Consider the following 15,856-nt stretch of genomic DNA (forward strand, 5'->3'; position numbering starts at 1 on the left):
GCGTCATCCCACCACCGCCAGCAGGCCGGCGATGCCGAAGCCGAGCGCCGCCAGCGCGTCGCCGGCAATCAGTCCGCCGCCCATCAGCGACGTGGTGCTCATGTCCCCGGGCAGCGCGGCATCGTTCGCCGCCGGTCGCGTGCGGGCGTCGGCCAGGCTCGCCACCACGCCGCCGGCCGCCATCCACGCCGCCGCCGACAGGTTGACGAAACCGCCGAACGACGACGCGTAAGGCGAGGGCAGCACCACGGCATCGATCACGAAGTCCACCACGCGCCCCGGCCGCCCCCGCGCCGCGAAGGCGCGATAGCGCGCGGACGCGCGAATCGCCTTGCGCAGAATTTCCGTCGCCAGCCCGATGCCGAGCCCGATCCATACCGCCAGCCGCTGGTATGGCCGGTCCTCGGCCATGCTGCGCAGCGCGCCGACGATCTTGTAGGTCATCGCCGAGGTCCAGCGCGCGGGCTGCTGGTCGGCCGGCAGCAGCGTCTGGTCGAGCCGCAGCACGGGGTATGCCTCCATGAACAGCCGCGCCAGCAGCACCGCCAGCACCGCGCCGGCCACGATGCCCGCCACCTGATACCCGAACTGCACCATCCGGTTGGTGCCCAGCCGCCAGCCCGTGGAGCGGTCCTGCTGCATGTCGCACGCCTCGGCCGTGGACACCAGCAGTACCGTCGCGGCAATCAACCCGATGTGCGGTTCACGCAACCCCACGGCGGCCATCAGGATCACGGTCAGCACGAAGGCCGAGGAAATCGGATTCTGGTCGACCATCCCCACCGAGATGCCATTGACCAGCGCGAACACCAGCACCAGCAGCACGGCCATCAGCTGGTAGCCCACCGGCTGGCCGAACCAGGCCACGCCCGCCGCCACCACCGCCAGCCCCCAGACCACCACCCAGGCCACGATCCAGCGTTGCGGCCCGGCCCTGGCCTCGCCGGGCGCGCGCGCCTGCCGCGACCGTTGCCACGCGCGCCCGAGCAACAGCAGCACGTCGACCAGCGCCGCGCCCATGATCATCCCGAGCGCGAACAGGAACGTGATCTTGCGATAGGGGTCGCCCGGCGCCAGCCAGCCGATGGAGACGAAGTACGGCGTCAGCGCCCAGCCCGCGAGGCCGCCGACCAGCGCCGCCACCCCGATCCGCGCGCCCACGATCATCCCGGCACCGAAGGTGGACGCCGAGAGGTCGATCGCCCCGAGCCACGCCACCCGCGCCGACCCCACGCCAGCCAGCACACCAAGACCCATGCCGCCCGCCAGCCGGGCAATCGAGCGGCGCAGCAGCACCGGGTCCGTCAGCGCCCGCAGGATGTTGGCCACGGCCAGTCCGGATGGGAACGTCAGTTGCATCCGGTCCACCAGCAGCGGGGTGTACAGCATGCCGACCCCCACCCCGTACATGCCGATGCAGAGCATGTAGCCGATCAGTTGCCACAGCGGCGGCTCGGCCAGCCCCATCCACCCCATCGCCTGGATCACCACGGCCATGCCGCCCATGCCGGCCACCGAGGCGGCAGCGGTCTGGATGTAGTTCGCGCCATGCCTGCCCGCGGCGCCATAGCCGGCGGTGACCGCCGAACCGAGGATGCCCGCCAGCACCTGCCCCCCGACGAAAAAGCCGAGCGAGAAGTTCATGTACGCCGCCGCGATGCCGCCCAGCGGCCCGAGCACGAGCATGCCGGCGGCGCCCAGGAGCAGGTGGTATTGCCAGGTGTCGGGGCGCGGGAGGGTCATGGGGTTGGGTTTGGTCTTGGGTTGTCGCATCTTGTACGGGTGGGCACATCCGTCACCGACACACCCCACAGCGTACCCATTTCTGCGTGCCTTTTCCCGCAGTCCGGCGCAAAGCGTACCCGTTTCTGCGTGCCGCGCCGCCAGCCGGCAATCGCCCGGAAACCGCTGGCGCGTCAGGCAGGCGCGCAAACCCGGGCATAGAATGTCGCGTCGGCCTGGCCGGCATCCACTACAAGACCCTCTCCTCTCGCTGTCACGCATGAAGCCCGCCCTGCTTGTCCTGATCCAGCTCGAACCCGGCCACCTCGCCCTCGTTTCCGAACACTACGAAGTCTGCTACGCGCCCACGCCGGAGGGCCGCGCCGCCGGGATCGCCGCGCGCGGGCCAACGTTCCGTGTCCTGCTGACCAACGGCACCACCGGCATCACGGCCGGGGAGCTCGACGCCATGCCGGCACTGAGCCTGGTCTGCGCCCTGGGCGCCGGCTACGAGAACATCCCGCTGGGCGCCTGCCAGGCGCGCGGCATCGCCGTGGCCAACGGCGCGGGCACGAACGACAGTTGCGTGGCCGACCACGCCATGGCACTGCTGCTGGCCACGGTGCGCCGCGTGCCCACGCTGGACCGCGCCACGCGCGACGGCGTCTGGCGCAGCAGCATCGCGCTGCCGCCCAACGTCTCGGGCAAGCGGCTCGGCATCATCGGCCTGGGCACGATCGGCCGCCGCATCGCCCGGCGCGGCGAGGGCTTCGACCTCGAAATCGGCTACCACAACCGCCGTCCGCGCACGGACGTGCCATTCCAGTACTTCGCCGATGTCATGGCGCTGGCCGAGTGGGCGGACTACCTGGTCGTGGCCACGCCCGGCGGCCCCGAGACCCGCCACCTGATCGACACGGCCGTGCTGCGGGCGCTGGGGCCTGCCGGCTATCTGGTCAACATCGCGCGCGGCAGCGTGGTGAACACCCGGGCGCTGGCCGATGCGTTGCGCGCCGGCGAAGTAGGTGGCGCGGGGCTGGATGTCTACGAAAGCGAACCGGCGCCGCCGGCCGAACTGTTCGACTGCCCCAACGTCGTGCTGACCCCGCATGTGGGCGGCTGGTCGCCCGAAGCCGTGCAGGCGTCGGTGGACCAGTTCCTCGAGAATGCGCGGCGGCATTTTGCCGGGGAGGCGTTGGTGGCGCCGGTGGGTTGAGGCTTGCCAGCGCGAAATTGAGACGATTGAGCAAGGAATTGCCCATTTCTTTGCTCGAACGTCTCAAATCTACCCGAGGCCGCTACCCCACCGCCGGAAACACCACCCTCACCCGCAAACCCGGCCTGGCATCCTCCAGCGCGATACGGGCGCCGTGGGACTGCGCCACTTCGGCCACGATCGCCAGCCCCAGCCCGCTGCCGCCGGTTGGCGCGTCGGGCGCGCGGTAGAAGCGGTCGAACACGCGCCCGCATTCCTCGGCCGGAATCCCCGGGCCGTTGTCGCGCACCGTCAGTTCGATCCCTTGCGCGGTGTGGGCCACCTGCACGTCCACCCGGCCCCCGCGCGGGATGTAGTGCAGCGCGTTGTCGATCAGGTTGGTCAGCAGAATCCGCAGCGCATCGGCATCGCCCCGCACCGTGACCGGCCCCTGGGCGCCGCTTTCCTCAAGTCCGAGGTCGATGTCGCGGTCGATGGCGGCCTGCGACATGTCGGCCACCACCCCGGCGGCCAGCGTGCGCAGGTTCACCGGTTCGTGCGGCGGGGGCGCGGCGCCAGGCTCCTGGCGGGCCAGCGTCAGCAACTGGGCCACCAGATGCGTCAGCCGCTCCAGCCCCTGCTTGAGCTGGCCCACGGCCGCCTGCCGCGCCTCGGGCGTCTCGGCGCGCTCCACCAGTTGGGCCTGCAGCTGCAATGCCGTCAGCGGGGTCCGCAGCGCGTGGGCGGCATCGGCCACGAACGCGCGCTGGGTGTCGATGGCGTGCGCCAGCCGCGCCAGCAGCTGGTTCAGCGCGGCGGAGAGCGGCGCGATCTCGTCGGGCATGTCGCGCACGGCCAGCGGCGCCAGCGTATTGGCGTCGCGCGCCCGCACTTCGGTGGCGATCTCGCGCAGCGGCCGCAGGCCACGCCCCACCGCCAGCCAGACCAGCCAGCCCAGCACCGGCAACAGCAGCAGCAGCGGCGCCACGGTGCGCAGCGCCATATGCGCGGCCAGCGTGCGGCGGGCGCTGAGCGGCTGGGCGATCTGCACCACGGCCGGCCCGAGCTGCACGCTGTAGATGCGCCACTCGCCCGATTCGGTCCGCGCATTGGAGAAGCCCAGTTCGGCGCGCGGCGGCAGCACCGGGTGGGCATGCGACAGGTACAGGCTGCGTCCCGAGCCGTCCCAGATATGGATGACCACGTCCTCGTCCGCGTGGAGCAGGTCGGCCGAGGCGCCATCGCCGGGCACGAACGGCGGCGCCACCGGTACCGAGAACTGGCTCGGCAGCGCGGCGGCCACCTGTTTCATCTGGTAGTCGAACAGGGCATTGGCTTCCTGCCGCGCCTGGCCATAGATCAGCCCCGTGGCCACGGCGATGCCGGCGGCCAGGCCCGCGGCCAGCCACCAGAGCAGGGTCCGCTGGATCGAGCGCATCAGTCCGCCGCCTGTTCCGGCGTGGCGCCGTCGAGTTGGGGCATCAGGTAGCCGACCCCCCGGATATTGCGGATCAGCGCCGCCCCGAACTTGCGGCGCAGCGCGTGGATATACACCTCCACCGTGTTGCTGCCCACCTCGTCATCCCAGCCGTAGAGCCGCTCCTGCAGCTGCGCCACCGACCAGACCTGGCCCGGCCGCGCCATCAGCGCCGAGAGCAGCGCGTACTCGCGCGCCGACAGCCGCACCGGCGTGCCGGCCTGCGTGGCCTCCCGCGTGGCCGGGTTCAGCACGATATCGCCGTAGCGCAGCTCGGGCTCGGCGCGGCCTTCCGCCCGGCGGGCCGTGGCGTGCATGCGCGCCACCAGTTCCTGCAGGTCGAACGGCTTGATCACGTAGTCGTCGGCACCGGCATTCAGGCCGGCCACGCGGTCCGCCACGGCGTCGCGCGCGGTGACCAGCAGCACCGGCGTGCGCACGTTGCGGGCGCGCAGGGCCTTGAGCACGTCCAGCCCCGAGCGGCGCGGCAAACCCAGGTCCAGCAGCACGATGTCGTAGCCGCCATCGGCCCGGGGGCCGTGCTGGTCGGTGGCGGCATCGAGCCCGGCGTCGCCATCGCGCACCCAGTCCACGGTAAAGCCTTCCTGGCGCAGCGCCACCTTCACGCTTTCGCCAATCATGGCGTCGTCTTCCACCAGCAGTACACGCATGTTCGTCTTCGGAGGGAGCCAGGGGCTAGGAGCGATGGGCGTGACGCATGTCACCTTCGAGCCGGTCGGCCAGCGCGCGCGCCAGCCCCGGCAGCGCGGGATAGTCGGCGGTGATCACGAACACCGGGATATCGGCCAGGTACTTGCCCATGCGCCCCTTGTCGGCAAAGCGCGCGTTGAACGGCGACGCCCGGAACGCCTCGACGAAGCGTGGCACGATGCCGCCGCCGATATAGACGCCGCCCCGGGCGCCAAGCACCAGCGCCACATCGGCCGCCACCGAGCCCAGCAGGCCGCAGAACGCGTCGAACGCGCGCCGGCACAATGGATCGCCCAGTTGCAGCGCGCCCTCGGTCACCTGCGCCGGGGTCAGCGGCTCGGCCAGGGGCGTACCCGTTTCTGCGGACAGCGAGGCGTGGATATGCGACAGCCCCATGCCCGACAGCAGCCGCTCGGCGGACACCCGTCCCAACTGCGCGTGGGCGGCACGCCAGGCTATCCATTCGTCGTCGGTATCGGGCATGGCCTCGATATGGCCGCCCTCGCCCGCCAGCGCCACCGCGCCGCCGCCAGGCGCCGGCACCAGCCCCGACACGCCCAGCCCGGTGCCCGGCCCGATCAGCGCGCGCGGCGCCGTGGCCACCGCCGTGCCGCCGCGCACCTGCGCCAGCCCGCCGGCGGGCAGCCAGGGCAGGGCCAGCGCCAGCGACGTGAAATCGTTGATGGCCACGAGCGTGGCCAGCCCCAGCGCTTCGCGCATGGCCTCGATCGAGAAGGCCCAGTTGTGGTTGGTCAGCTTGACGTGGTCGCCGGTGATGGGGTTCGCCAGGCCGATGGCGGCATGGCGCGGCCGGGCGTCGGGCGGCAGCGTGCCGAGGTACTGGCGCATCGCGGCTTCCAGTGACGGATGCTCGGCCACCTTGTACGCGGTGACCTCGCCGATCCGCATCGACGCGGTTTCCAGCGCGAACCGCACATTGGTGCCGCCAACATCGGCCAGCAGCCGCGGATAGCCGTGGGAGGACGGGGAGCGTTGTGTCATGTGTTCTCGGTCCGGAAGATATCGACGCCGCGCCGGTACCGCGCCAGCACCACGCTGACCGGCAGCGCCGGGGTGGGCGCCGCCAGCGCGCGGTCCAGCACCGCGTTCTTCTTTTCGCCGGTGATGGCGAGAAAGGTGCGCTCGGCGGCCAGCAGCGCCGCCAGGTTCAGCGTCACGCGGGCGTGCGGCGCCGTGCCGGGGTGCGTGACCACGTAGCCCGGCTGGGGCTCGGCCAGCGCCGCCTGCAACTCGGGCGCTTCAGGGAACAGCGACGCCGTATGCCCGTCCTCGCCCATGCCCAGCACCACCACGTCCGGCTGGCAGAACGCCGCGTTGAGCCGCTGCACGGCGCTCTGGGGATCGGCCGCCTCGGCGGCGTCGCGGATCAGCGGCGCCCAGCCGGCCACGCCGGCGCCCTCGCGCAGCAGATGGTTGCGCACCAGCGCGCCGTTGCTGTCGGCATGGTCGGGCGGCACCGCGCGTTCGTCTACCAGCGTCACGGTGACCGCCTCCCAGCGCACCGGGTGGTAGCGCAGCCGCTCGAACATCGGCAGCGGCGACTTGCCGCCCGATACCGCCAGCACGGCCCAGCCGCGGGCCTTGATCACGAGGTCCAGCGCGTGGCCGATGGACATGGCCAACGCCTCGGCCTGGTCCATCGCGTTGGCATGGTCGAACTGGCGCATGGCGGTCTCCGTGGGTCGTGCGAATCGTGCGAATCGTGCGGGTTGCGGGGCGGAGCGGCTCAGACTTCCTCGTGCCACAGCGCATCGTCGCGCGACATCAGCGCCGACGACGCCGCCGGGCCCCAGGTGCCGGCCGTGTACGGCTTGGGCGGCACCGAGCTTTGTTCCCAGGTGTCGATGATCGGCTCCACCCAGCGCCACGCCTGCACCTGCTCGTCGCGGCGCACGAACAGGCCCAGCCGGCCACGGATCACGTCCAGCAGCAGGCGCTCGTAGGCGCCGGCCCGGCGCTTCTTGAACGAGGTGGCGAAATCGAGGTCGAGCGAGGTCTGGGTCAGCTCCAGCGTGTCGCCGGGCTGCTTGACGAGGAAGTACAGCTTGATGCTTTCCTCGGGCTGCAGCCGGATCACGAGCCGGTTCTGCGGCGACAGGCCAAGCGGCTTGGGGAAGATGGCGTGCGGCACGTCGCGGAAATGCACCACGATCTCGGCCACGCGCGACTGCATCCGCTTGCCGGTGCGCAGGTAGAACGGCACGCCCTCCCAGCGCCAGTTGGCGATCTCGGCCTTGACCGCCACGAAGGTCTCGGTGCGGCTGTCCGGCGCAATGCCCTGCTCCTCCACGTAGCCCACCACGGGCTTGCCGCCGATGGCCCCCGCGCGGTACTGGCCGCGCACGGTCTTCTCGGCCACGTCCTGTGGCTGGATCGGCTTGAGCGCCTTGAGGATCTTGATCTTCTCGTCGCGGATGGCGTCCTCGCTGAGGCTGGCCGGCGGCTCCATCGCCACCATGCACAGCATCTGCAGCAGGTGGTTCTGCACCATGTCGCGCAGGGCGCCGGTCTGGTCGTAGAAGTCGCCGCGCTTCTCCACGCCCAGTTCCTCGGCGATGGTGATCTGCACGTCCTGCACCCACTCGCGCCGCCAAAGCGGTTCGAACAGCGCATTGCCGAAGCGGATCGCCATCAGGTTCTGGACCGATTCCTTGCCCAGGTAGTGGTCGATGCGGTAGATCTGGTCTTCGGCAAAGAACTTCGCCACGGCCGAGTTGATGGCCTCGGACGAATCCAGGTCGTGCCCGAGCGGCTTTTCCAGCACCACGCGCACGTTCGGGGTGTTCAGGCCGGTACGCGCCAGTTGCTCGCAGATCGGCACGAAGATATGGGGCGCGGTGGCCAGGTAGCAGACCACCACCTCGGGCTTGCGGGCCAGCACCTTCTCGGCCAGCGCGTCGAAATGGGCCGGCTGGCGGGCATCGGCCTGGACGTAGCAGATGCGGTCGAGGAACGTGGCCCAGGCATCGGGCGGGGCGTGTTCGAGGCCGGGCCGCACGGTTTCCTCGAGCGTGGCCTTGTATTGTTCAGTGGTCTGCGGATGGCTGCCCGTGGCGAGGATGCGCGCCGAGGGGTGCAGCACGCCACAGCGGTGCGCGTCAAAAAGGGCCGGCAGCAGCTTGCGCCGCGCCAGGTCACCGGTGCCGCCAAACAGCACCATGTCGAAATCGGGCATGCTCACCCTGGGCTCCTTGCGGGGGATCGCCCCCGACACTATGAGTCCGGCCGGGCGGCGCATTGGTTCCAGCCAAATGCTCCGGCCATGTTACGTCACTCGCCCCGGGTTGTGCACGCGGCGGCGCTGCCAGGCAGCATCCGGGCGGCCCGGGCGCCAAAGCGTACCCATTTCTGCGTGCATGAAAGTTGCGTGACGGTGGCGTCCGCCGTTTTCGGCTACGCTGAGAAGCGCCCCTCAAAGGAGAACCCCATGCCCCGACACCCCGCGCTCGAACGGGTCACGGCCCGCATCGTGGCCCGCAGTGCCCCTACCCGCCAGGCCTACCTCGACCGCACCCGCGCCATGGCCGGGCAGAAGGTGGAGCGCAGCAACCTCTCGTGTACCAACCTGGCCCACGCCGTGGCCGCCATGCCCGACGACGCCAAGATCCGGCTCAAGGCCCAGGAGCGGCCCAACCTGGCCATTGTCTCGGCCTACAACGACATGCTGTCCGCCCACCAGCCGCTGCAGGCCTACCCGCAGTGGCTCAAGGAAGCCGCGCTCGAAGCGGGCGGCACCGCCCAGTTCGCGGGCGGCACGCCGGCCATGTGCGACGGCGTCACGCAGGGCCAGGACGGCATGGACCTCTCGCTGTTCTCGCGCGACGTGATTGCCATGGCTACGGCCGTGGCGCTGTCGCACCAGATGTTCGACGGCGTGCTGTACCTGGGCGTGTGCGACAAGATCGTGCCGGGGCTGGTGATGGGCGCACTCTCGTTCGGCCACCTGCCGGCCGTGTTCGTGCCGGCCGGGCCGATGACCACCGGCATCGGCAACGAGGAGAAGGCCCACATCCGCCAGCTCTACGCCGAGGGCAAGATCGACCGGCAGGGATTGCTCGAAGCGGAAACGAAGTCCTACCACGGCCCCGGCACCTGTACGTTCTACGGCACGGCCAACTCGAACCAGATGCTGATGGAGATCATGGGCCTGCATCTGCCGGGCACGGCCTTCATCAACCCCGGCACGCCGCTGCGCGAGGCGCTGACGCGCGAATCGGCCCGGCAGGCGCTCAGGCTCGTGCACGGCGGCGAGCGCTACATGCCGATTGCCGAGGTGCTCGACGAACGCGCGTTCGCCAACGGCATCGTCGGGCTGGTGGCCACGGGCGGCTCCACCAACCACACGCTGCACCTGATCGCCATGGCCCGCGTGGCCGGCATCCAGCTGACCTGGGACGATTTCGACGAACTCTCGGCCGCCGTGCCACTGCTGGCGCGCGTCTATCCGAACGGGAAGGCGGATGTGAACCAGTTCCAGGCGGCCGGCGGGCTCTCGATCGTGATTCGCGGCCTGCTGGCCGAAGGGCTGCTGCACGACGACGTGAACACGATCGTGGGCCGCGGACTGGCCGACTACACGCGCGAACCGGTGCTCCATGACGGCAAGCTGGGCTGGACGGACGGCCCCGCCCAGCCGCTCGACGACACTATCGTCCGCACGCCCGCCAGCCCGTTCGCACCCGATGGCGGCATCAAGGTGCTCGACGGCAACCTGGGCCGCTGCGTGATCAAGACATCGGCGGTCAAGCCCGAGCACCAGGTGGTGGAGGCACCGGCCATCGTGTTCCATCACCAGGACGACGTGCTGGCCGCCTTCAAGCGCGGCGAACTCGAACGCGACTTCGTGGCCGTGCTGCCCTGGCAGGGCCCCGGCGCGTGCGGCATGCCCGAACTCCACAAGCTGACGCCCACGCTGACGCTGCTGCAGGACCGCGGCTTCCACGTGGCGCTCGTCACGGATGGACGGATGTCGGGGGCCTCGGGCAAGGTGCCGGCTGCCATCCACGTCTGCCCCGAGGCGCTGACTGGCGGCGCCATAGGTCGCGTGCGCACCGGGGATATCGTGCGTGTGGATGCCCCGGCCGGCGTGCTGACGGTGAGGGCATCTGACGCCGAACTCTCTGCGCGGGAGGCTGACAAACCCGACCTCACGCCCAATCGCCATGGTGTGGGGCGGGATCTGTTTGGCGGATTCCGGAAGCACGTGGGGACGGCTGAGACGGGGGCCTGTTCGTTGTTTGGGGAGGAGGAATAGGCTTCGTTTGCTACGCAGAAACGGGTACGCTTTCCGTACCGACAACCTGGTTCCCCTCTTCCATGAAGTGGGAGAGGGGAGCAAACCCGCCCTAGTTCGGCTTCCCCGACACCACGATCCGCTCACGATACCCTTCATTGCCTTCGCGCTCATCTCCCTCCGGCACCCTCACCTCCTGCACGGGCACCGCGATCCGGCAGCCGGCTTCCTCCAGCGTGCGCTTCAGCCGCGCGAACATCTCGTACTGCACGCTCCAGAAATCGTCGTTGGACGTCCAGTAGCGCGCGTTCAGCGTGACGCCCCGGTCCGTGTAGCGCACCACCATCACCTCGCGCCTGGGCGTCTCCAGCAGGCGCTTGTCGCCGTCGAGCATGGCCCGCAGTGCGTCCAGCCCCGCCTGGATCGGGCTGTCGAACGTCACGGTGACCTCGATATCCATCCGGCGCGTGGGATTCTCGCTGTAGTTCATGATCGGGCTGCCCCAGATCTTGCCGTTCGGCACCCGCAGGCAAACCCCGTCGAACGTCTGCAACTCCGTCATGAACAGCCCGGTCTCGCGCACCGTGCCAGCCACGCCCTGCGCGTCGATGTACTGCCCCACGCGAAACGGCCGCAGCAGCACCAGCATGATCCCGGCGGCGATGTTCTGCAGCGTGCCCTGCAGCGCCAGCCCGATCGCCAGCCCCGCCGCGCCAAGCATGGCGATGATGCTGGCGGTCTGCACGCCGAACTGCGACAGCACCAGCACCACGGTCAGCACCCGAACCACCCACTGCGCCACGCTGGCCAGCATCGGACGTAACGTATCGTCCACATGTGTATGCTGCAGCCCGTTACGCAGCGTCCGCGCCGCTCGCCCGGACAGCCACCACCCCACCAGCAAAATCGCCAGCGCCGCCAGGCAGTTCAGCCCCTGGCTGACCGCGAACTGGGCCAGATACGCCCAGGTGGCCTCAAGTTTGGCGTGATCGATGAAATTCAGGTCCATGCGTCGGCTCCACAAAATGGCAAAACCGACGGGACTCGCGAAGGATGTGCCAGGACGGCAGCGGGAGAGGAAAAAGCGTACCCGTTTCTGCGTATCGTCTTGGCACGCTTGGATCAGGCTGTGGCCCGAGCAAATCGCCTTTTCGATCACATGAAAGACCTGCAATGTCGATCCGCGTGCACTCCTTACACGGTTTGGAAATCTTGCTCGGGTTTTTGCGGCAACGCAGAAACGGGTACGCTCCGACCAGAAGAAAGGGCGGCCCGGCCGCCCGTTTCCGTTTGGTTGCTGCGCAGCACTAGCGTGCCGTAGCTGCCTTTCCGGAGCCGTGTGCGCTGTGGTCGTGCAGTTGGTCGCGGTTGGTCAGCATCGGGAACAGCTTCATCCAGGCGGCGACCACGCAGAGCGTGCCGAAGCCGCCCAGCAGCACCGCCCCGACCGGACCCAGCAGCGCGGCGGTGACCCCGGATTCGAACTCGCCAAGCTGGTTCGACGCGCCGATGAACACCGAATTGACGGCGCCTACCCGGCCGCGCATGTCGTCCGGGGTATCGAGCTGCACCAGCGTCGAGCGAACTACCACGCTGATCATGTCGGAGGCGCCGAGTACCACCAGCGCCGCCATCGACAGCGGCAGCCACGTCGAAATGCCGAAGACCATCGTTGCCACGCCAAAAATGGCGACGGCGCCGAACATCACGCGGCCCACGCGGCGGTTCAGCGGGTTGCGGGCCAGCCAGAGCGCCGTGACCAGCGCCCCGATCGCGGGCGACGAGCGCAGCAGCCCCAGGCCCCACGGGCCGGTGTGCAGGATGTCCTTGGCATAGATCGGCAGCAGCGCCGTGGCGCCGCCGAGCAACACCGCGAACAGGTCGAGCGAGATCGCGCCCAACAGCACCGGGTTGCTGCGGATGTAGGCGAAGCCGGCGAACAGTGTCTTGACGCTGACCGGCGCGGTCAGGCGCTGGGGCGCCTGGCGCAGCTTCAGCGTGAAGACCATCAACGCGGCAATCGAGAACAGCACCGCGCTGATCGTGTAGACCACGCCGGGCCCGGCCACGTAGGCAAAGCCGCCCAGCGCCGGACCGATGATGATGGCCGCCTGCGTGGCCGAACTGGCCAGCGCCACCGCACGCGGCAGCTGGCGCGGCGTCACCACGCTCGGCAGCAGCGCCTGCAGCGTGGGCGTCTCGAACGCCCGGGTCCCCCCGAGCAGCGCCACGAACAGGAAGATGTACTCGCTGGTGATCCAGCCCGAGAAACTCGCCACGGCCATGGCGACGGCAATCAGTGCCTCCACCATCTGGCAGGTACGCACGATGATGCGACGGTCGAAACGGTCCGCCACATGGCCCGACATCAGCAGCAGCACGATCGAGGGGAGGAACTGCACCAGCCCCACCATCCCCAGCATGAACGCATCGTTAGTAAGCGCATACATTTGCCAGCCCACCGCAACGGTAAGGATCTGGTAACCGATGGTGGTACACAGACGGGCAAACCAGAAGTGACGGAAAGCGGGATCGCGGAAAACGTTGTCCGGCTCATTGGCCGGCTGCGCGGAGGCGGAGGACATGGGGGGCGTGGCGGGGACGTCTGGCAGCGGGTAGCGCCATGTACGCACTCGCGTACATGGCGAAAACGCCGATTCTAGCCGGGAACCCGATCACGCGCCGAAGGGCTTTGTATCGGGTTTGACACATTACCCCGGGCCAGGCCCCACAACTGCGTAGTGTTCAGCCCTGGCAATCGAGGTAAAAGCGTCGATGGGCGGGTCGCGCATGCTGGCTTTCGAACAGCCCCCTGCAAATCCGTGCCAGCAGTCGCTGATCAACGTTTTCGCGGACGATGAAAGTCCGGCGTTTATACCGTCCAAGAGTTTGGTCGCCTCCTCGATCCGGCAGTGCGAGTAGTTGACCCACGTGAGACGCGTCACGAACGGATGCTCGCCCGGTTCCACGATACAGGTAGGGTCATGGAACATTCCCGGCTTGATCGACGAGAAGGATGCGAGAAGCACCCTTCCCTCGGGATCAGGATCGGTCAGCAGAACGAAGAGGTGAAACCGCTCGGGGTCAGCCGGGGGTCCCGAGGGGATAAGAAGCGTTGCGCGTTTGCAGGTGACAAACGTCATAGCCTCGCAAAGAGATCATCGAGGTTCTGCCTGGCTTCCAACTCCTCGCGAATCCGCTGCGCGAGCGCGGGCGGTTTTCCGACGGCCTCCAGGACCCGGCCAAGATGGATGGGGCGGCTGGTACCTTTGGGATCGTGCCATTCAGGGATCTGCTTTGGATCATGGGTCAGATCCCGAAGCTCCCACCGTGTCATGTGGCCGTAACGCTCAAACGTGTCGTGAAGCACCCCGATCTCGGCGTCGCTCAGGTGATCGAGCACCTCACGGTACACCGGACGGATAGTCGTGACTTCGTAGTTCTGTACATCCGACAACCAGCCGGCCCAACCTTCCGCATTCGGAGGAACAAAGCCGTTCATCAGATCGAGCGTGCGGGACAGGACAGGGCCGTGCGACATGGCCACGTAGTTGTCCCCGGTGATCGGTGACTCGTAACGCCGCAGCGCCTCGCGATCCGCCAGATACAGGAGCTTGATCAACTTCAGGTGCGACATCCGCCCGTTCCGCTTGTCGACCAGATAGGCAGCAGCCTGGGCGAGCTTGGTTTCGTCAAACATGGCGGCCTCCTTTCCTGGTGATTTCACGACACGAACAACGCCTTGGGAATTGGGGCATCAAGAACCCGCGACATCTGGGGATGTATAGCGGCTACTGTATGGACGCACAGTAGCCGCGGCAGGCGAACGTCGGCTTGAAACCGCGCGACGTGATCTCAGGCAATCTCCCGCGTCTCCCGGAACTCGATGTTCGGGAAGCGTTCCTGCGTCAGGCGCAGGTTGACCATGCTCGGTGCCAGGTAGACGTGGTCGCCGGCGCCGTCGAGGGCCACGTTGTGGCCGGCCTTGTCGATCAGTTTCTCGATTTCGGCCGGGTCGCCCTTGAGCCAGCGGGCGGTGGCGCATTCGTGTGACTCGAAGATCGCATCCACGCCGTATTCGTGTTCCAGGCGGTGCGCCACCACGTCGAACTGCAGCATGCCGACCGCGCCGAGCACGAGGTCGTTCGAGACCAGCGGGCGGAACATCTGCGTGGCGCCCTCTTCGGCCAGTTGCTGCAAACCCTTCTGCAACTGCTTGACCTTGAGCGGGTTGTTGAGCCGGGCGCGGCGGAAGAATTCCGGCGCGAACGACGGGATGCCCGTGAAGCGCAGCGGCTCGCCTTCGGTGAACACGTCGCCCAGGCGGATCGTACCGTGGTTGGGCACCCCGATGATGTCGCCGGCGAAAGCTTCCTCGGTGGTGTTGCGGTCCTGCGCCATGAACGTGATGGCGTTGTTGATCGCCACGGTCTTGCCCTGCGACACGTGCAGCAGCTTCATGCCGCGGTCGAAGCGGCCCGAGCACACGCGCACGAAGGCGATGCGGTCACGGTGGCGCGGGTCCATGTTCGCCTGGATCTTGAACACGAAGCCGCTGAACTTGGCCTCTTCCGGCTCCACGGTGCGGCTTTCGGTCTGGCGCGCCAGCGGCGGCGGCGAGAGCTGGCACAGCGCGTCGAGCAGCGATTGCACGCCGAAGTTGTTGATGGCCGAGCCGAAGTACACCGGCGTCTGGCGCCCGGCCAGGAACGCGTCGCGGTCGAACGTGTGCGAGGCGCCACGTACCAGTTCGATCTCCATGCGCAGTTCGTCGGCCTGCGAGCCGAGGATGCGGTCCAGCTCCGGGTTGTCGAGGCCGTCGAGGATGGCGGCGGTGCCCTTGTCGCCCTTCGGGTCGAACAGCTGCACCTTGTCGTCGATCATGTGGTACACGCCGCGGAACGCCTTGCCCATGCCGATTGGCCAGGTCATCGGCGCGCACTCGATCTTGAGCACGTCTTCGATCTCGTCGAGCAGTTCGATCGGCGAACGGCCTTCGCGGTCAAGCTTGTTGATGAAGGTCAGGATCGGCGTGGCGCGCAGCCGGCAGACGTTCAGCAGCTTGATGGTCTGGGCTTCCACGCCGTTGACCGAATCGATCACCATCACGGCCGAGTCCACCGCGGTCAGCGTACGGTACGTGTCTTCGGAAAAGTCCTCGTGGCCCGGGGTGTCGAGCAGGTTGACGATGTTTTCCGGCAGGTCGGCGCGCGGCTGGTAGGGGAACTGCATCACCGACGACGTCACCGAGATGCCGCGCTGCTTTTCCAGCTCCATCCAGTCGGACGTGGCGTGGCGGTCGGCCTTGCGTGCGCGCACCTCGCCGGCCACCTGGATGGCGCCGCCGAACCACAGCAGCTTTTCGGTCAGCGTGGTCTTGCCCGCGTCAGGGTGGGAAATGATGGCAAACGTGCGACGACGCGCAATCTCGGAAACAAGCGAACTCACGGCAGATGAACCTGGTAGTGGCGCCCGGGCGGGCACTGGCGCCGGCTAC

General features: G+C 68.4%; 13 protein-coding genes. 2 read left to right on the plus strand and 11 right to left on the minus strand.

The genetic code is table 11. From position 1 onward, the window contains the following. Window positions 1-3: 3 nt before the first annotated feature. Window positions 4-1,743, minus strand: a complete 1,740-nt coding sequence (locus tag EV147_RS21225) for an OPT/YSL family transporter (protein WP_235844899.1) — start codon at window positions 1,741-1,743, stop codon at window positions 4-6. Window positions 1,744-2,002: 259 nt separating this feature from the next. On the opposite strand from EV147_RS21225, the gene EV147_RS21230 reads away from it, so the two are divergent. After that, window positions 2,003-2,938: a 2-hydroxyacid dehydrogenase gene (locus EV147_RS21230; RefSeq protein WP_130393192.1), complete on the plus strand. Its 936-nt coding sequence runs from the start codon at window positions 2,003-2,005 to the stop codon at window positions 2,936-2,938. A gap of 82 nt (window positions 2,939-3,020) precedes the next feature. Here the strand turns inward: EV147_RS21230 and EV147_RS21235 are convergent, their stop codons facing one another. From EV147_RS21235 to zwf, 5 genes are read right to left on the minus strand one after another with little or no spacing between them, the layout of a single operon-like run. Continuing rightward, entirely contained in the window at window positions 3,021-4,355 is a 1,335-nt protein-coding gene (locus tag EV147_RS21235) for a sensor histidine kinase (RefSeq protein WP_130393193.1), read from the minus strand. Further along, window positions 4,355-5,065 carry a response regulator transcription factor gene (locus tag EV147_RS21240; protein ID WP_130393194.1) on the minus strand — a complete coding sequence of 237 codons (711 nt, stop codon included), beginning with the start codon at window positions 5,063-5,065 and terminating at the stop codon, window positions 4,355-4,357. Before EV147_RS21240 ends, EV147_RS21235 begins: the two co-directional genes overlap by 1 nt. 25 nt (window positions 5,066-5,090) lie before the next feature. Beyond that, a complete protein-coding gene (locus EV147_RS21245; RefSeq protein ID WP_130393195.1) occupies window positions 5,091-6,107 on the minus strand; it encodes a glucokinase in 1,017 nt (338 codons plus the stop codon). Further along, window positions 6,104-6,793 (minus strand): 6-phosphogluconolactonase, encoded by a 690-nt coding sequence (gene pgl / locus EV147_RS21250; protein ID WP_130393196.1) that lies wholly within the window; start codon window positions 6,791-6,793, stop codon window positions 6,104-6,106. The genes EV147_RS21245 and pgl overlap by 4 nt, the downstream gene beginning before the upstream one ends. Before the next feature lie 59 nt (window positions 6,794-6,852). Next, on the minus strand, window positions 6,853-8,301 hold the full coding sequence (zwf, locus tag EV147_RS21255) for a glucose-6-phosphate dehydrogenase (RefSeq protein ID WP_130393323.1): 1,449 nt from the start codon (window positions 8,299-8,301) through the stop codon (window positions 6,853-6,855). A 252-nt stretch (window positions 8,302-8,553) separates the two neighbouring features. Between zwf and edd the strand changes: the two genes are divergently transcribed. After that, entirely contained in the window at window positions 8,554-10,380 is a 1,827-nt protein-coding gene (gene edd / locus EV147_RS21260) for a phosphogluconate dehydratase (protein WP_130393197.1), read from the plus strand. A 91-nt stretch (window positions 10,381-10,471) separates the two neighbouring features. Here edd and EV147_RS21265 read toward each other — a convergent pair whose 3' ends face one another. From EV147_RS21265 to EV147_RS21285, 5 genes are all read right to left on the minus strand, one after another. Further along, window positions 10,472-11,368, minus strand: a complete 897-nt coding sequence (locus EV147_RS21265) for a mechanosensitive ion channel family protein (RefSeq protein WP_130393198.1) — start codon at window positions 11,366-11,368, stop codon at window positions 10,472-10,474. 298 nt (window positions 11,369-11,666) lie between these two features. After that, complete coding sequence (locus tag EV147_RS21270) at window positions 11,667-12,944, minus strand: MFS transporter (protein ID WP_130393199.1); 1,278 nt, start codon at window positions 12,942-12,944, stop codon at window positions 11,667-11,669. Window positions 12,945-13,070: 126 nt separating this feature from the next. Further along, on the minus strand, window positions 13,071-13,502 hold the full coding sequence (locus EV147_RS21275) for a hypothetical protein (protein WP_130393200.1): 432 nt from the start codon (window positions 13,500-13,502) through the stop codon (window positions 13,071-13,073). Continuing rightward, window positions 13,499-14,059, minus strand: coding sequence for a Panacea domain-containing protein (locus EV147_RS21280; protein WP_130393201.1), 561 nt, complete (start codon window positions 14,057-14,059; stop codon window positions 13,499-13,501). The genes EV147_RS21275 and EV147_RS21280 overlap by 4 nt, the downstream gene beginning before the upstream one ends. Window positions 14,060-14,214: 155 nt before the next feature. Beyond that, window positions 14,215-15,807: a peptide chain release factor 3 gene (locus EV147_RS21285; protein WP_130393202.1), complete on the minus strand. Its 1,593-nt coding sequence runs from the start codon at window positions 15,805-15,807 to the stop codon at window positions 14,215-14,217. Window positions 15,808-15,856: the final 49 nt, after the last annotated feature.

The sequence above is a fragment of the Cupriavidus agavae genome (genome assembly GCF_004217045.1).
In the GTDB taxonomy this organism is placed as follows: Bacteria; Pseudomonadota; Gammaproteobacteria; order Burkholderiales; family Burkholderiaceae; genus Cupriavidus; species Cupriavidus agavae.